A 15,973-nucleotide genomic window follows, 5' to 3' on the forward strand; every position below is an offset into this window, starting at 1 on the left:
TTGTACCAAGGTATTGAATATCAATGTTTTCGTTGGGAGTATGTAATGAGACAGAACCAAGTATTAGAGAATTTAACGCAGTCGCAACTGCGTTCGGATATTCCTGATTTTCGTCCTGGAGATGGTGTTAAGGTTTATGCCCGAATCGTCGAAGGCGAACGTGAGCGTGTCCAATTGTTTGAAGGCGTTGTTGTTAAGCGCAGGGGATTTGGTATCTCAGCCAGCTATACGGTTAGAAAAGTTTCTTCCGGTGTTGGTGTTGAGCGTACTTTTCCTCTGAATTCACCACGTGTTGACAAGATCGAAGTGGTCCGTCATGGCCATGTTCGTCGTGCCAAGCTGTATTATTTGCGGGCACTTCGTGGTAAAGCTGCTCGTATTAAGGAAAATCTTAATGTTAAGGGAGCTTCCAAGAAAGTTCAAAAGTAATAAAATCATTTTGAAACGGGCGATTTGAGGGTCCGTTTTTTTCTTAGACAAAATCATGACAATCAGAAAAATTCAAAATTCATTTCCACAGTTGTTGGGTCAAATAATCATTCTGATTTTTACAGCTCTTTTGGAAGTCCTTGCTATCAATATGTTTTTAAATCCCAACCATATTTTTACTGGTGGTTTTACGGGAATTTCTCAGCTGCTTTCGTTGGCCAGTGAGCGCTTATTTGGTTTTCAAATCAATACTGGTGTTTTTATTTTAATCAGTAGTGTGACAATTGGACTTTTCGGTTGGAAATTGGTTGGTTCGCGTTTTACGATTTTAAGTACAGCTAATTCTGTTTTAACATCACTTTTTATTGTCTATTTTCCCGTCATTAATATCGCTCAAAATGTTTTACTGGCTTCACTTTTTTCTGGTGTTTTAATGGGTATAGCGACTGGCTTATCGATGCGTTTTGGTTTATCGACAGGCGGCATGGATATTATTGCAATGATCGTCCAAAAGAAAACGGGTCGTTCAGTCGGCGTAATCAGCAACACGATCAACGTATCGATCGTGCTGGTCGCTGGTGTTTTTATTGGTTGGCCGAATGCTTTATATACATTGATCGGCATTTTCGCTACTGGGCAAGTGATTGATACCATTTATACAGGGCAACAAAAATTGACCGCTTTCATCGTCACTGATAAAGCTACTGAGTTGACGAAAGCCCTGCAAAATGAATTAGTCCGTGGTATCACGATCTTACCATCGGTTGGTGCTTATTCCCACCAACCTTCTTCAACGCTATTCATGGTTATTAGTCGTGTGGAACTTTATGATATGGAACAGATTGTTCGCGAGATTGACCCACATGCTTTTATTAACATTGTTAGTACTGTTTCGATCAATGGTCTGTGGCTTGATTCTGACCATCAGGCTAGTCTAAAAAAAGGAAGGTAAATGATGCCATATATTCAAATTGATATGTTGGAAGGACGCTCGCACAAGCAAATTAAAAAAATAGTGAAAGATATTACGGAAGTAATGGTGCAAGATGCCAATGCAAAAGCTGAAGCTGTTCACATTGTCGTTCGTGAATCCAAAACAGATCATATTGCTGCTGCTGGGATTTTAAAATCTGAAATGTAACATCTTTGTAATATCAAAAAGTGTTGATTCATCACGGATCGGCACTTTTTTAAAAGAAAGATCATATTTGTAATATGCAATTTATTTTTTTCCAACCATTTGTTCGTAAAAAAATACTTTTTAACTAAAAAAACAAACAGATGTTTGATAAAAATTAGAAATATTTTGTAACCTCACTGCAACCCAAAAATTTGGTCCAGCGCTTAGAATTAGTAACAGGCGAGGTAGAAATGAAAAAATCTTCTTTAAAATCAAAAGCATTTATTACAGCACTTTCTGCGTTGGGTGTTGCAAGTGTTGGGGCTGCAGCAGCACAAGCTGATACATACACGATTAAGAACGGTGATACTTTGTGGCGCTTGGCTCGTGAACATGGAACTAGTGTTGATGCCTTGGCGATTGCAAACAAAGTTTCTGATCCTAATTTAATTATTGCGGGCAATACATTACTATTCTCCGATACAGACCAAACAGCAGTTGCTAGTCCTGCCCAACAAGTAGCTCAAAGCAGTAGTGCGGCATCTAGTTCAGCTGCTAGTAGTGCTAGTTCGTCAGCAAGCAGCGCTAGTTCGTCATCAGCTGTTAGTGCTTCGACAGATGCTCAGACAACGCCATATACGGTACAAGCAGGCGATTCTCTTTGGTTAATTGCTCAGCAAACTGGTACAAATGTTGACGATTTAGTCAAAGCCAATGGCGGCAAGTCGCTAATTAATGTTGGCCAAACCATCCAAATTGATCAAGCTAGTGCCAGTAGCACAGCGGTGACAAGCGCAGCACCTGTTCAAACGAGTTCTTCTACCGAAGAGACAGCTGCTAGTTCAGCATCTGACCAGCCAACATCTGCTAGCACTGCTTCTTCTACAGCTGATACGAGTTCTGCAGCTGCTTCCAGTGCTTATGCGTCTTCAGTTGCAGCCAGCCAGGCAGCGCAATCAGCTGCTAATTCTGTTGCAACTAGTCAGGCCGCAGCTTCTGCAGCTGCTTCCAGTGCCTATGCATCTTCAGTTGCAGCAAGCCAAGCAGCACAATCAGCTGCTAATGCCGCTGCTGCTGCTAAAGCTAAGGCCGCAGCAGCCAGCAAATCAAAAGCTATTGTTAAGACCACAGCTTATACACCAGCTGCTTCCAGTTCGACTGTTCAAACAGTCATTAATTTAGCAGTTCAGTTGTCTAAACAGAATATTCCATATGTTTGGGGCGGCTCAACCACTGCAGGTTTTGATTGTTCTGGATTAGTTAGTTATGTTTTCCAAAGGGCAGGTATTAGTCTGCCACATTACACGGTTTCTCAGGAGAGCTATGTTTCTAAACATTCGGTTGCGTCTGCAAAACCAGGGGACTTACTCTTTTGGGGCAATGTTGGTGCTAGCTATCACGTTGCTATTTATATCGGAAACGGCCAGTATGTCGCTGCACCAGAACCTGGTAAAAATGTTGAAATTGAAACGATTTCGTCTTACTTTATGCCTAGCTTCGCCGGCACAGTTATTCACTAATCTGAATTTTAGCGAAATAAAAAGAGGTTCACGATGAGCCTCTTTTTTTATCTTCATTTTATCAAGACAACATCATCAGCCACGGCCCATGGATCTAATTCATTAATGTGATCGTAGTACATGACACCACGTAAATGATCAATTTCATGCTGGAAAACAATCGCTGGGTAGTCTTTTAGACGAATCGAACAGTGCTGACCCTTTTCATTATCATAATCAACGGTTATTTTGTCGGCTCGCAGGACGATCCCGGGGACATCCTCATCTTTGGACAGACATCCTTCACCAGCTTCTAGTGCGGCTCGTTTGACTGATTCTCGCGTGATTTTTGGATTAAAAACAATGCCCTTGAAAAAAGGCTCTGTACTTTCTTCTGGTTTGATCGCTGGGATTAGCAGTGCAGTCATTTGTAATGAATGATCAACCTGTGGGCCTGCCAAGCCAACGCCGGGACGCAAGTGATAGGTTTCATTTTTTTCTTTATCCTGAGAAACCTCGAGAAATTCTAACATGCGGCGACCAAGTTCTAGGGTACTTGGATCGAGTGGGAAAACAACTGGTTTAGCTTGAGCGCGTAAGATCGGATCGCCATCGCGGATAATATCTTCCATTAATATCATGTTTTCATTGTATACCAGACTAGCCAAAGTACTCATTTTCGTGTATTATTAATTACCAGTGGCTGCATAAGCGGCTTTTTGTTTGTAAAGGAATTTTGAATGGTAAAAACGAGAGAAGATATTAGAAATATTGCAATTATTGCTCATGTTGATCATGGCAAGACAACCTTAGTCAATGAGATGCTGAAGCAATCAGACACTTTTGATTCGCATACGCAAATCGCAGACCGCGCGATGGATACAAATCCAATTGAAAAAGAACGTGGTATCACTATCTTGTCAAAAACGACTGCTATTAAGGTCGGCGACAAACAGATCAATATCGTCGATACGCCGGGACATGCTGATTTTGGTGGCGAAGTTGAACGTATCATGACGATGGTCGATGGTGTGCTTTTAGTTGTCGATGCCTTTGAAGGCACAATGCCGCAGACTCGTTTTGTTTTGAAAAAAGCTTTCGAACAGCATTTGACCCCTATTGTGATCATTAACAAAGTTGATCGTCCTGGCGCACGTCCTAAGGAAGTGGTCGACGAAGTTTTGGATCTGTTTATCGAATTGGGTGCTGACGATGAAATGTTGGATTTTCCAGTCATTTATGCTTCTGCGATGAATGGTACCAGTAGTTATTCACCTGAGATCAGTCAACAAGAACATACGATGAAACCAATTTTTGACACTGTTTTTAAGACGATTCCAGCGCCTATCGATAATTCGGATGAACCAATGCAGTTTCAGGTTGCGATGCTCGACTATAACGAGTTCGTTGGTCGAATTGGCATTGGTCGTGTTGTTCGCGGCAAGATTGCAGTTGGCGATAATGTCACAGTTTTGAAACTTGACGGCACGCATAAAGATTTCCGTGTTACTAAGTTAATGGGCTTTTTGGGTCTAAAGCGAATTGATATTAATCAAGCTGAGGCTGGTGACCTGATCGCTGTGTCGGGCATGGAAGAAATCAATGTTGGTGAAACAGTTGCTGCTTCAAGTACTCCTGAAGCCTTGCCATTACTGAGAATTGATCCGCCTACCTTACAGATGACTTTCAGAACTAATGATTCGCCTTTTGCTGGACGCGAAGGTAAATTCGTTACTGCTCGTCAACTAGGAGACCGTTTAAAACAGGAATTGCACACAGATGTTTCTTTGCGTGTTCTTGACACAGATACGCCTGGCGTTTGGACTGTTTCTGGACGTGGCGAACTGCATCTTTCGATTTTGATCGAGACTTTGCGTCGTGAAGGCTTCGAACTTCAAGCTGGTCGTCCAAAAGTTATTTATCGTGAAATTGATGGCAAACGTTCTGAGCCTTTCGAGGATGTCCAAATCGATACACCAGAAGAATATACCGGTTCTATCATTCAGGCTTTGTCCGAACGTAAAGGCGAACTTTTGAATATGGATCCTCAAGGCAACGGTCAGACTCGTTTACATTTCGTTGCACCATCTCGCGGTTTGATTGGTTATTCTAGCGAATTTTTGAGTTCCACTCGTGGCTATGGTATTTATAACCATACTTTCTTGGATTATCGCCCTGTTATAGGTGGATGGAATCCTGGTCGCCGTAATGGTACTCTTGTTGCGATCGCACAAGGAACTGTGACGACCTATGCTATTATGCAGATCGAGGATCGCGGTACCGTTTTTGTTGATCCAGGAACAGAAGTCTATGAAGGCATGATCGTTGGTTCTAATTCTCGCGAAAATGACATTTCAGTCAACATTACGAGAATGAAGGCTCAAAGTAACGTCCGCTCTTCAAATAAGGACACAACCTCAATTATTAAGACGCCAATGCATCTGACTCTTGAAGAATCAATTGAGTTTTTAAATGATGATGAATTGGTTGAAGTGACACCAGAAAATACGCGTTTGAGAAAAATTATTCTGCAGACCAGTCAACGTGAAAAGGTTGGCCGCCATCGCTCAAACTAATAAAAAATATTTTTGATTTAAAACCCTGAAATGTGATTGACCAGTTTCGGGGTTTTATTTTGATGTTTTTTCAAAAATTTATATTGGTCGATATTAGAATTAGCCTATGCTTAAATCATTGACCATTAAAAGTAATAAAATTATTTTTTAAAAGGAAGTCCGACCGATGGTTAGCATTAAAGAAATCTCACAAATTGTTGGCCTCAGTCCGACAACAGTCTCCAACGTCGTTCATGGTAAAAAGAGCAAGGTCTCCGAAATTAATTATCGTAAAATTCAAGCAGCCTTGAAAGAACATAATTATGTTTCTAATATGGGTGGTCGAATTTTGGGTCGACATGGTTCAAAAATCATTGGTGTTATTTTGAGTTATTCACGCAGATCTGAAATCAATGTTTTTTCAGATCCTTTTTATGATCAAATCATTGGTTCTTTAGAAGAAGAAATTCGAAAACGCGGTTATTTCATGATGCTTTACACTTCTGGCAGTGTCAACGAGAGTCTCCAATTCGTTTCGGCTTGGAATATTGAAGGCTTGATTATTTTAGGTGCTTTGCCGGATGATGCGGGTAAATTGATCCAGGAAAGAAAAACGCCGCTCGCTTTTATTGATACTTACATTGACAAAAAATTTGAAACAGCAGATTTTATCAATATCGGCTTGAAGGATTTTGAGGGCGGCTATCAAATTACGAAGTATTTGCTGAGCTTAGGACACCGCAAAATTGGTTTTTGTGCTGATGGTGTGCGGCTTTTTGGTGTGGATTATGAACGTTTTGCTGGGTTTAAACAGGCTCTGCAGGAGGCTGGCAGCCAGTTTGATTCTAATGATTTTTTTGGTTTAGATTATCAGCTTGAACCGCGTCATGCGTTTTTAAAAGAATTAGCAAAAGATCAACTGAAAAATTTCACAGCTCTAGTATTCACTTCTGATTATTTGGCCGTTGATGCGATGAATATTTTTCAAGATAATGGTATTCGTGTGCCGCAGGACTTGTCCGTGACGGGTTTTGACCATAACGTATTTTCCGAACAATGTCGACCTAAACTGACAACAATTGGCCAAAATGTTCGACAAAAAGCTGTTTTAGCGATTGATCATTTATTTAAGCGTATTAAACACGAGGGCAAGGCTGTGAAAGTCAATCAGCTTTTGGATGTTGAATTGGTAATTCAAGGTAGCACAAAAAAACGTTAATCGCTTGTTGTTGACTATGATCAAGCTGCGATGATCAGGTCATTGAACTTAGCCTTGAAGATGATATCTGGATATTTATCGCTTGCCTAAAAGCCTCGCACGATGATTTTAAAACATTTGTGATTTGAGAAAACATTATTTTATTATTGTAAGCGCTTTACTTATATGTTAGTATGAATTTTGTTGATTAGGTGTTGCGTAACACCTAATTAAAAGAAAGCAGGTGATTTTAAAAGCATTTTACTTTCATTTAGAAATTAAAATGATTGATTCTGAATGTTTTTGCAAATTTCAGCTAGGTCCAAAATATTAATAAAATGCTTTTTTGATCAGCTGAAATTATTTTGGGAATTTGAATTTTTTGCAAGTTATGATTTTGAAGATTGTCATTTTCTGTTAAAGGAAAATGTGGAGGGTTTTATGAAAAGAATAATTGCGGCAATTTCTGCAGTACTCGTCGTAGTTGGCATATTTTTTGGCTTTAGAGTGGCCGATAAACCGGCCGCTGGCAAGGATAAAACGACGGTCACGTCTCAGGAACTTAAGCCGTTTAGTAAATATAAAAAAACGGTCACTTATACAATTGGTAAGTCGACACCGGGCATTCCTAAATTGCCCAAGGGACAGACTTATGAGAACAATGCCTATACCAAATATTTAAAAAAGACTTTAAATATCCAAAGCAAGGACAAATTTGAAGCTGAAACTGGTGATGCCTATGATCGAAAAGTTTCGATGGCGGTTGCTTCTGGGGACTTGCCGGATATTATGTCAGTTAATATTGATACCTTGAGAACCCTAGTTGCCAGTGGCGAAATTCAGGATTTGAGTAAGGTTTACAAAAGTAGTACTTCGAAATTCGTTAAAGAAAAATATAATTCATACAATGGCCGCGCTTTAAAGGAAGCCACTTTTAATGGCAAACTAATGGCGATACCTTCAACGCAAAATGCTACGGCACCGACAATGCTGTGGATTCGTCAAGATTGGTTGGACAAACTAGGATTGAAAGCGCCAAAAACAGTCGCTGAATTGCAAAAAGTTTTGACTGCTTTTGTTGAAAAAGATCCAGGAAATAACGGTAAAGGAAAGACGATCGGTCTGGCTCTTTCTAAATCTGTTGGCGGCATGTATGGGTCGCTTTTCGTAGCAGATAATATTTTCGCAACATACAATTCTTATCCGCGTCAGTGGATCAGGCAAAATGGCAAGGTCGTTTATGGATCAACGACCAATCAAACAAAACAAGCCCTTGGTCTATTGGCAAGTTGGTATAAAAAGGGATTGATCGATCCACAAATGGCTGTTCGCGACAGCATTGAATCATTGATTATTAGTGGTAAAGCCGGTGCTTTCTTCGGGCCTTGGTGGTCAGGTGATTATCCGTTGAACAGTGCCAAACAAAAAGATCCAAAAGCTGATTGGAAACCTTATATGATTTCTAAAAATGGCGACGGTAAAATCAGTGCTTATACTCAGGATCCCGATTCAGAGTTTTACGTTGTTAAAAAAGGATATGCACATCCTGAATTGCTGCCTAAACTTGTCAGTGCTTTGAATGACAGACTGGTTCGTAAAGATAAGAATTACAAACCAGTTGTTGATTTTGTACAAAACGGTTATGACGGCGGCAAACCGCTTGATGTAATGGTCAATTTCAATAATGCAACGGTACAGATGTACAAAGATCTGCAGGCGACGGTCGATGGTAAGAAGAATCCTAGCAGCCTTTCGCTAGATGATTCAACTTCGTATAAAAATATCAAAGATTATCTCAAAGATCCAAAAAATGCCAATGCGAACGCATGGAGCGGCTACACTTCCAGAATGCTGGGCGCTAAATTAATGGCCACAACCAAAGTTAAATCAGTTAATCCGGTTTACTTCGGACAGACCAAGAGTATGAAGTTGAAGTGGACTAATTTGGGAACCTTGGAAGATGAGACATTCTTGAAGATCGTGACTGGGGAAGAAAGCATTAATAAATTCAGTAAATTTGTTCACCAATGGAATCAGCAAGGTGGTGCGCAAATCACAAAAGAAGTTTCAACAGCAGTTGGTAAAAAATAAATAGTGAAGACAATGGATACGATCAAAGTCGTATCCATCTCTTTAACTGGACCGCTTAAAAAGGAGAACTTAAATGGGGAGAAGGAAGCGTCGAACCGGCCAACTTGGCTATCATCTCATGATGCTGCCAGGAATGGCTTTTCTGGTTGTTTTCAGCTTTATTCCGATGTTAGGCATTGTCATGGCTTTCGAAAACTATATTCCGACTAAGGGAATATTTGGATCGCCATGGGTCGGGCTGGATAATTTTCAATACATGATACAAATCCCTGATAGTTGGGATATCCTGCGTAATACTTTGATAATCGCAATAGGAAAAATATTTTTCGGTACGCTGGTTCCGATCATATTTGCACTGTTGCTAAATGAGATCAGATTAAAATGGGCTAAAAAAACGATCCAAACAATTGTTTATCTACCAAATTTCTTGTCATGGGCAGTTGTTGCGGCAATTGTGATCAATGTTTTTGATTATAGTGGTCCGATCAACAATATTCTGCAAGGACTAGGTCTGCATCCGATTATGTTTTTAGCCAGTAACCAGTGGTTTAGAAAAGTCATGATCGGCACAGATGTTTGGAAAAACTTCGGATATGGGGCCATCGTTTATCTAGCTGCCTTAACAGGCATTGATCCGGGTCTTTATGAAGCAGCTTCAATGGATGGTGCAAATCGTTTTAAACAATTACTTCATGTGACATTGCCAGGGATCTTGCCGACTGTCATGCTGATTTCAGCGTTGAACTTGGGCAGCATTCTTAATGCTGGTTTTGATCAGATTTATGCCTTATATAACCCAATTGTTTATGAAACGGGCGATGTCATCGATACTTATGTTTATCGTGTTGGATTATTAGGTCAACAATATAGTTTTGCAACCGCGATCGGCTTGCTGAAATCGGTAGTGTCTTTCGCGCTATTGATCTCAGCAAACAAGCTATCGATCAAATTCGCAAATATGAGGATCTTTTAAGGGAGATAGAACATGATAAGATCAAAATCTTTTGCAAGTCGTTTATCAGATGCTATTATTTGGATCATTTTGTTGATTATGACAGCACTTTGTTTTTTTCCATTGCTAAATATGGTATCGATATCCTTTAGTGGTAGCACAGCGGCTCAAGCTAATCAGGTCGGTCTTTGGCCGGTTGACTTTAATCTTGAGTCCTATAGCATGCTGTTTAAAGATAGCCAGTTTTGGCATGCTTTTCTTGTGTCAATAGAAAGAGTCATTTTGGGAACAGGATTAAATATGATTCTCTCAGTCTTGTTGGCATATCCCTTGTCTAAAAGCAAAAGTCAGTTTTCAGCTCGCAATATTTATATGAATATCATGATTTTTGCGATGCTGTTTTCAGGCGGCATGATCCCGCTTTTTCTGGTTGTTAAAGGGTTGGGTTTAATGAATACGATTTGGGCACTGGTCTTGCCAGGCGCTGTTCCAATTTTTAACGTTATTTTGTTAATGAACTTCTTTAAGAGTATTCCTGATTCGCTCGAAGAGGCTGCCATGATGGACGGTGCTTCAAAACCAACGATTTTATTTAAGATTTATTTGCCGATCTCACTACCGGCACTGGCTACGATCAGTTTATTTGCCATTGTTGGTCATTGGAATGATTACTTTAGCGGTCTGCTTTATATGAATAGTGCGGCCAATTATCCTTTAGCCACGTATATTCAGCAATTAAATGTTGATATGTCTAAGATTACAGATCCATCACAGCTTAAAGCGCTAGCTTCGGTTTCAGATAAAACATTAAATGCAGCTAAAATCGTTGTTTCAATCGTGCCGGTATTAATGATTTATCCGTTTTTACAAAAATACTTTACTTCGGGACTGGTGATCGGTTCTGTCAAAGGCTAATGGCACGAAATGAGTGCAGGGGAAGAGGACAGCAAAAATGAATTGGGTCAAATTTAGTGAACGGGTAGTCAAATGGTTGACACCGATATTATTATTAACGGCTATTTGGTGGCTGTTTAATTTGCCTGATGTGTTCTTGGCTCTGATGATTTTTACAGCGCATCGTGTTGATTCGATTCGTATTGCAGTTCTCACGATGATTGTTTTAATGCCTTTTGTGACCATACCGGCCACGACAGACGTTCTAGCAGTGGCTAGAAAATATGAAAGCAGTAGTGATGCTTTTTCTTTTTTTAAATTCTTTTTAAAATATTATCGCAGGGATTATCTTAAAAGCATGACACTGGGCCTCATTAACACACTAGTGCTGGCCATTTTCTATATTTCTCTGCAATATTATGCCTCTCTGTCAACGATCATAGCTATACTCTTCTATCTGCTTTTATTTTTAATACCATTCTATTTCCTAGTACTGTACAGCTTTTTGGTAGATCAGGAATTGAAAGTGAAAACTTATTTTTCAAACAGCTTATTTCTATTCATTATTCATCCAGTCAACATGCTAACGATGATTGTCAATATTACTGTGATCGCGCTACTTTTTTGGGTCATTTTCAAACCTTTGCTGGTCATTCTTTTTCCAGGATTGTGTGCATTGATCGTAATGCGCTATTTTAAAAAAAGTATTGACAAAGAAATTGAAAATAAGAATAAGCAAGCTGCAGCTGACAATAATAGCGATAAGCAGCAAATCAAGAACTAAAATTTAATCAATACAGAAATAAATCTCTAAAGGAATAGGAATGCTCGGAAAAATAAAATCTTACACAAAAAAAGATAATCTCCTTTCGATCGAATTTGAGAATGGAACGGCCTCGGTTACGGTAGTAACAGCTACGATCATCAACTTTTTCTCCCCACATTTGGCACAGCGCCGTGTCTCCAAAGCGATAGAAAATTTGCAAACATCATCAACACCATTTTCAATTGATGCCGATGCTGATCAGTTGACAATTCGGACGAAAAAATTGAAAATCCTTATCTCTACAGATTTTAAAACGGATATTTATGATACGCTGGGAAATCCGCTTTGCGAGGATTATCGTGGCGATGGTCAGCCTTTTGTGAGAAGGGGATCCAGCGCACAGCTTGAAATCGCCAGTCAAGAAGGGCATAAAATTGATGAACAGGCCAGTGGTGAAAAAATAAAAATCTTTAAAAAAATGGCTGAAAATACTTATTTTTATGGCTTAGGCGACAAGACGGGTCACTTAAATAAGAAAGACTATCACTATCGAATGTGGAATACGGACAATCCTAATCCACACGTTGAAAGTTTTGAAGCTATGTATAAAACGATCCCGTTTTTCATTGCGCTAAGGTCTCAACAAGCCTTCGGCATTTTCTTTGATAACAGTTTTGAATCTACCTTCGATTTCGGCAAGGAAAACAGCGACTATTACGCCTTTTCGGCTAAAGATGGCGATTTGGATTATTACTTTATTTATGGTCCTTCAATGAAAACTGTCATTGGCGGCTATACTTATTTAACCGGCAGAACACCCTTACCGCAGTTATGGACATTGGGTTATCAGCAATCACGCTGGGCTTACACGCCAGAAAACAGGCTGCATGAGATCGCTGATACTTTCAGACAAAAGGATATTCCTTGCGATGTTATTCATTTAGACATTGATTATATGGATGGTTATCGTGTTTTCACCTGGGATAAGAAAAAGTTTGCCGATCCGACGAGGACTTTGACTGACTTGCGCAAGCAAGGTTTTAAAGTTGTCACGATTATTGATCCCGCCGTTAAAAAAGACAAAGGCTATACCATCTATGATGAAGGTTTGAAAAACAACTATTTCGCGACTGACAAAGACGGCATTCCTTATGTGAACCAAGTTTGGCCTGGGGATGCCTTATATCCGGATTTTGCGAACAAGACTGTCCGTCACTGGTGGTCTAAAAATCAGAAGATCATGACTGATACCGGTGTTTCTGGTATTTGGAACGACATGAACGAACCAGCCAGCTTCAATGGGCCGCTGCCTGATGATGTTCATTTCAATAACGATGGTATCAGTGCTGATCATCGTGAGATTCATAATGTTTACGGTCACTACATGTCTAAAGCAACTTACGAAGGCTTAAAAGAAGCGACGGGCAAACGGCCTTTTGTTATCACGCGTGCGGCATATGCAGGTACGCAAAAATATGCGACCGTTTGGACGGGAGACAATCAAAGCTTGTGGGAACATTTGCGCATGTCTTTACCGATGCTGATGAATCTTGGTTTAAGCGGCATTACTTTTTGCGGAACTGATGTCGGCGGCTTTGGTTTCGACTGCACTGCTGAACTTTTGTCGCGTTGGGTCCAGGTTGGTGCTTTTACACCATTGTTTAGAAACCATTCCAGCATCTTTACAAGGGATCAAGAGCCCTGGGCTTTTGATGAACAAACTGAAGCGATCAACCGCAAATATATCAAATTACGTTATCAATTATTGCCTTATCTCTATGATATTTTGCACGAAGAAGAGTCGAATGGCCTGCCTATGATGCGGCCTTTATTATTGGGTTATCAAAGTGATGAAGCAACTTATGAGATTAATGATGAATTCTTGTGCGGTGATCAAATTCTTGTTGCACCGATCATTGAACAAGGCTTGACGAGCCGGATGCTTTACCTGCCTAAAGGCGATTACTGGATTGATTATTGGACCAAAGAAGTTTTTGCAGGCGGCCAATACATTATTAAAAAGGCACCGATCGATGTTTGCCCGATCTTTGTGAGAGAAGGCAGTGTGATCCCGCTTTATCCGGTTCAGAATTATGTTGGCGAAAAAGATGTCAAACAGTTAACTTTATCCATTTATCCTTTTGTAAGGTCTGGCCAAACAAATTATGAACATTATCAGGATGACGGTGAGAGTTTTAACTATCGATCTGGTGTCTATAATTTGTATGATTTTTCCTTGAAGCAGGTAAATGAACATGAATTGAAAATGACATTAAAGCGTCCACATGCCGAATATGATCATGCTTATCATTCTTTCAAATTTATACTTAATCGAATTAATGATCCAAAGATCATCGTTGATGGTCAAATCACACCATTTGATGCGGCCGGTGAACAATTGACTTTTCAGGCTGATGATCCCAAAGAAATTCACATTAGCTATTAAACAACTTACAAGCAATAAAAAAGCTTCCTCTTTTTTGAGGAAGCTTTTTTATTCGTAAATGATTTTTTCAATTGTTTTTAAAACGCCGCTGTTATTGTTATCAGCAGCAGCCAGCTGGTCTTTAGCAAACTGTTTTTTAATGAATTCGGGTGCATTGGGCATGATAAAAGGATAGGCGACGTAGTAAAGCATTTCCAAGTCGTTTTCGCCATCACCAAAAGCAGCCATCTGATCATGATGCAGACCGAGATAGGCACCGAGCTTTTGCAGACCGACAGCTTTGGAAATACCACGATTGATAATATCAATGGCACCGTAACCGGATGAAGTTGCTCGAACACCTTGAATGTGCGTGGTGGAAATAATTTCTTCGGCCATGAGCTTTTGGTCTGTGTTTTCCCAAAACAGGGCGATTTTTTCGATTGGCTCGTTAATTTCGGAGAAATGATGCACGACTTTTAAATCTAAATCAAATAGGTTCATTTTTGTGAATTTAGATTTCGGCTGATAATCAGGCGCATAGGTATGGTCATCCCCTGAAAAAATCACGCGATCGGGTTTGCGACTGAGCTCTGGCAGGGCATCAAAAACCTTTTCTAAGATATCTGGATCAATTGCTGATCGAAAAATATTTTGCCCATCAACAAAAACGGAAGCACCATTCTGCGAAACAAGACTGATGTTATACTTAGACATGTAATTTTTAAAAACCTGAGAAATACCTTTATAAGACCTGCCCGAGGCGGCAACAAAGAATTGATTGTTAAAATTCATCTTGTCTAGAATATTTTTGAATAATTTTTGATCAAATATTTTCTTGTCATTCACGAAGGTGCCATCGATATCGGTTGCAAATAATTTCATTGGGCTCATAGTTAAATTATAAAGTTTTTTTCGTTGATTAGTTTGCTATGATTTTAAGGGTGACTTTTTGGTGGTATAGCCAAGCGGTAAGGCAATGGTCTGCAAAACCGTCATCACGGGTTCGATTCCCGTTACCACCTTAATAAAAAAAGCGTTATACCAGCATCCGTTGATATAACGCTTTTTATGTATGAAAATCAATTAATTGTAATGACAGTTCTACCTGGCGCAGCCCAGGCCTTTTCCACCTCGCTCAAAGGTGACGCTTGCCAGTTCATATAAATGTTGCCGGCCGCTGCGTACTTAAATATTTCCGGTAAACTGTTTTTCATATAGTTTTCAACAACACTTGCTGGAAAACTGCCGTAACCTGAGCCTATCAGCTGCAGATCGTGGCTTCTAAAAATCTGTGATGAAAGTGAAACAGCTGAGCCGGCCATCTCACCAACTGTGACATATTTTAGTTGCTTATTAAATTTAACTTTTTCTAAGGCAGCGAAGATAATTTCGGCTGAATGGCCCCAAAGATAATCAATGATCATGTTGAATGGTGCTGTACGATAAGCTGCTGCGATTTCCGCGATGATGGCATCATCTGTTTGATCAAGCGAAATCGTTTGATCAGCACCGATTTTTTTTAAAACTGCCAGTGTTTTGGCATTTCTGCCGGTCGCTATCACTTTGGCTGCCCCATGGAACTTAGCCATTTGAACAGCCATCATGCCTGTCGCACCGGTAGCACCGCTCACAAAAACCACATCACCAGCTTTAATTTCGCCTTTAGTCCGTAAAGCGACATCCGATCCTAATAAAACATTCGGTAGTGCTGCGGCCATCACATTGCTTAAACCGTCTGGCAGCTTTAAAATGCTCTTTTTATCGATCACAGCTTTTTCTGCCATCATACCTGTAACAGCCGATGCAAAGACACGTGTACCGTCAGCTAATTCTGCAACACCATCCATGCCCATGACAGCTGGCATTGCCTTAAATTTCGTGTAATGTTTGCCGGCTGCCCTGCTAATATCCAATTGCTTGATCGATGATGCCTTTGGCGAAACCAAAATCTGGCTCTCGTTTGCGACTTCGGGTTCTGCAAAATCTGTATAGATTGGTAGGGTTCCATATTGCTTTAAAACTGCTGCTTTCATTATTCGAC

The 15,973-nt window shown here is 40.1% G+C and carries 14 protein-coding genes and 1 tRNA gene; 12 read left to right on the plus strand and 3 right to left on the minus strand.

What is annotated here, in order from left to right:
• Positions 1-45 precede the first annotated feature (45 nt).
• The 4 genes from rplS (at position 46) to DLJ48_RS06455 (ending at position 3,069) form a co-directional block, all read left to right on the plus strand.
• Positions 46-429, plus strand: a complete 384-nt coding sequence (gene rplS, locus DLJ48_RS06440; RefSeq protein WP_128686665.1) for a 50S ribosomal protein L19 — start codon at positions 46-48, stop codon at positions 427-429.
• A 55-nt stretch (positions 430-484) separates the two neighbouring features.
• On the plus strand, positions 485-1,381 hold the full coding sequence (locus DLJ48_RS06445; RefSeq protein ID WP_128686666.1) for a YitT family protein: 897 nt from the start codon (positions 485-487) through the stop codon (positions 1,379-1,381).
• Positions 1,382-1,384: 3 nt separating this feature from the next.
• Positions 1,385-1,570: a 2-hydroxymuconate tautomerase gene (locus tag DLJ48_RS06450; RefSeq protein ID WP_128687105.1), complete on the plus strand. Its 186-nt coding sequence runs from the start codon at positions 1,385-1,387 to the stop codon at positions 1,568-1,570.
• Between the two features lie 230 nt (positions 1,571-1,800).
• A complete protein-coding gene (locus DLJ48_RS06455; protein ID WP_128686667.1) occupies positions 1,801-3,069 on the plus strand; it encodes a C40 family peptidase in 1,269 nt (422 codons plus the stop codon).
• 53 nt (positions 3,070-3,122) lie between these two features.
• Here the strand turns inward: DLJ48_RS06455 and def are convergent, their stop codons facing one another.
• Entirely contained in the window at positions 3,123-3,680 is a 558-nt protein-coding gene (gene def, locus DLJ48_RS06460) for a peptide deformylase (RefSeq protein ID WP_128686668.1), read from the minus strand.
• A gap of 108 nt (positions 3,681-3,788) precedes the next feature.
• Between def and typA the strand changes: the two genes are divergently transcribed.
• The 7 genes from typA (at position 3,789) to DLJ48_RS06495 (ending at position 13,950) form a co-directional block, all read left to right on the plus strand.
• Positions 3,789-5,624, plus strand: coding sequence for a translational GTPase TypA (gene typA, locus DLJ48_RS06465; protein ID WP_128686669.1), 1,836 nt, complete (start codon positions 3,789-3,791; stop codon positions 5,622-5,624).
• Positions 5,625-5,790: 166 nt separating this feature from the next.
• Positions 5,791-6,822 carry a LacI family DNA-binding transcriptional regulator gene (locus tag DLJ48_RS06470; RefSeq protein ID WP_128686670.1) on the plus strand — a complete coding sequence of 344 codons (1,032 nt, stop codon included), beginning with the start codon at positions 5,791-5,793 and terminating at the stop codon, positions 6,820-6,822.
• Positions 6,823-7,242: 420 nt separating this feature from the next.
• Positions 7,243-8,892, plus strand: coding sequence for a type 2 periplasmic-binding domain-containing protein (locus DLJ48_RS06475; RefSeq protein ID WP_202982891.1), 1,650 nt, complete (start codon positions 7,243-7,245; stop codon positions 8,890-8,892).
• A 73-nt stretch (positions 8,893-8,965) separates the two neighbouring features.
• Positions 8,966-9,865 carry an ABC transporter permease gene (locus DLJ48_RS06480; RefSeq protein ID WP_128686671.1) on the plus strand — a complete coding sequence of 300 codons (900 nt, stop codon included), beginning with the start codon at positions 8,966-8,968 and terminating at the stop codon, positions 9,863-9,865.
• A 12-nt stretch (positions 9,866-9,877) separates the two neighbouring features.
• A complete protein-coding gene (locus DLJ48_RS06485; RefSeq protein WP_128686672.1) occupies positions 9,878-10,759 on the plus strand; it encodes a carbohydrate ABC transporter permease in 882 nt (293 codons plus the stop codon).
• 37 nt (positions 10,760-10,796) lie between these two features.
• Positions 10,797-11,522: a DUF624 domain-containing protein gene (locus DLJ48_RS06490; protein ID WP_128686673.1), complete on the plus strand. Its 726-nt coding sequence runs from the start codon at positions 10,797-10,799 to the stop codon at positions 11,520-11,522.
• A gap of 40 nt (positions 11,523-11,562) precedes the next feature.
• Positions 11,563-13,950 (plus strand): glycoside hydrolase family 31 protein, encoded by a 2,388-nt coding sequence (locus DLJ48_RS06495; RefSeq protein ID WP_128686674.1) that lies wholly within the window; start codon positions 11,563-11,565, stop codon positions 13,948-13,950.
• 48 nt (positions 13,951-13,998) lie between these two features.
• Here the strand turns inward: DLJ48_RS06495 and DLJ48_RS06500 are convergent, their stop codons facing one another.
• Entirely contained in the window at positions 13,999-14,814 is an 816-nt protein-coding gene (locus DLJ48_RS06500; RefSeq protein WP_243148540.1) for an HAD-IIB family hydrolase, read from the minus strand.
• A gap of 69 nt (positions 14,815-14,883) precedes the next feature.
• Here DLJ48_RS06500 and DLJ48_RS06505 point away from each other — a divergent pair.
• Positions 14,884-14,954: transfer RNA gene (locus tag DLJ48_RS06505), tRNA-Cys, on the plus strand.
• Positions 14,955-15,011: 57 nt separating this feature from the next.
• On the opposite strand, the gene DLJ48_RS06510 is transcribed toward DLJ48_RS06505, so the two are convergent.
• Positions 15,012-15,965, minus strand: a complete 954-nt coding sequence (locus tag DLJ48_RS06510) for a quinone oxidoreductase family protein (protein WP_128686676.1) — start codon at positions 15,963-15,965, stop codon at positions 15,012-15,014.
• Between the last annotated feature and the right edge of the window lie 8 nt (positions 15,966-15,973).

It is taken from the genome of Oenococcus sicerae (assembly GCF_004102045.2).
In the GTDB taxonomy this organism is placed as follows: Bacteria; Bacillota; Bacilli; order Lactobacillales; family Lactobacillaceae; genus Oenococcus; species Oenococcus sicerae.

What these genes read in the sequence shown, in the direction of transcription:
- DLJ48_RS06455 (WP_128686667.1), top strand. Translation starts at nt 1,801, where the DNA reads ATGAAAAAATCTTCTTTAAAATCAAAAGCATTTATTACAGCACTTTCT.
- typA (WP_128686669.1), top strand. Translation starts at nt 3,789, where the DNA reads ATGGTAAAAACGAGAGAAGATATTAGAAATATTGCAATTATTGCTCAT.
- DLJ48_RS06485 (WP_128686672.1), top strand. Translation starts at nt 9,878, where the DNA reads ATGATAAGATCAAAATCTTTTGCAAGTCGTTTATCAGATGCTATTATT.
- DLJ48_RS06495 (WP_128686674.1), top strand. Translation starts at nt 11,563, where the DNA reads ATGCTCGGAAAAATAAAATCTTACACAAAAAAAGATAATCTCCTTTCG.
- DLJ48_RS06475 (WP_202982891.1), top strand. Translation starts at nt 7,243, where the DNA reads ATGAAAAGAATAATTGCGGCAATTTCTGCAGTACTCGTCGTAGTTGGC.
- def (WP_128686668.1), bottom strand. Translation starts at nt 3,680, where the DNA reads ATGGAAGATATTATCCGCGATGGCGATCCGATCTTACGCGCTCAAGCT.
- DLJ48_RS06480 (WP_128686671.1), top strand. Translation starts at nt 8,966, where the DNA reads ATGGGGAGAAGGAAGCGTCGAACCGGCCAACTTGGCTATCATCTCATG.
- DLJ48_RS06470 (WP_128686670.1), top strand. Translation starts at nt 5,791, where the DNA reads ATGGTTAGCATTAAAGAAATCTCACAAATTGTTGGCCTCAGTCCGACA.
- DLJ48_RS06500 (WP_243148540.1), bottom strand. Translation starts at nt 14,814, where the DNA reads ATGAAATTATTTGCAACCGATATCGATGGCACCTTCGTGAATGACAAG.
- DLJ48_RS06445 (WP_128686666.1), top strand. Translation starts at nt 485, where the DNA reads ATGACAATCAGAAAAATTCAAAATTCATTTCCACAGTTGTTGGGTCAA.
- DLJ48_RS06450 (WP_128687105.1), top strand. Translation starts at nt 1,385, where the DNA reads ATGCCATATATTCAAATTGATATGTTGGAAGGACGCTCGCACAAGCAA.
- DLJ48_RS06490 (WP_128686673.1), top strand. Translation starts at nt 10,797, where the DNA reads ATGAATTGGGTCAAATTTAGTGAACGGGTAGTCAAATGGTTGACACCG.
- rplS (WP_128686665.1), top strand. Translation starts at nt 46, where the DNA reads ATGAGACAGAACCAAGTATTAGAGAATTTAACGCAGTCGCAACTGCGT.
- DLJ48_RS06510 (WP_128686676.1), bottom strand. Translation starts at nt 15,965, where the DNA reads ATGAAAGCAGCAGTTTTAAAGCAATATGGAACCCTACCAATCTATACA.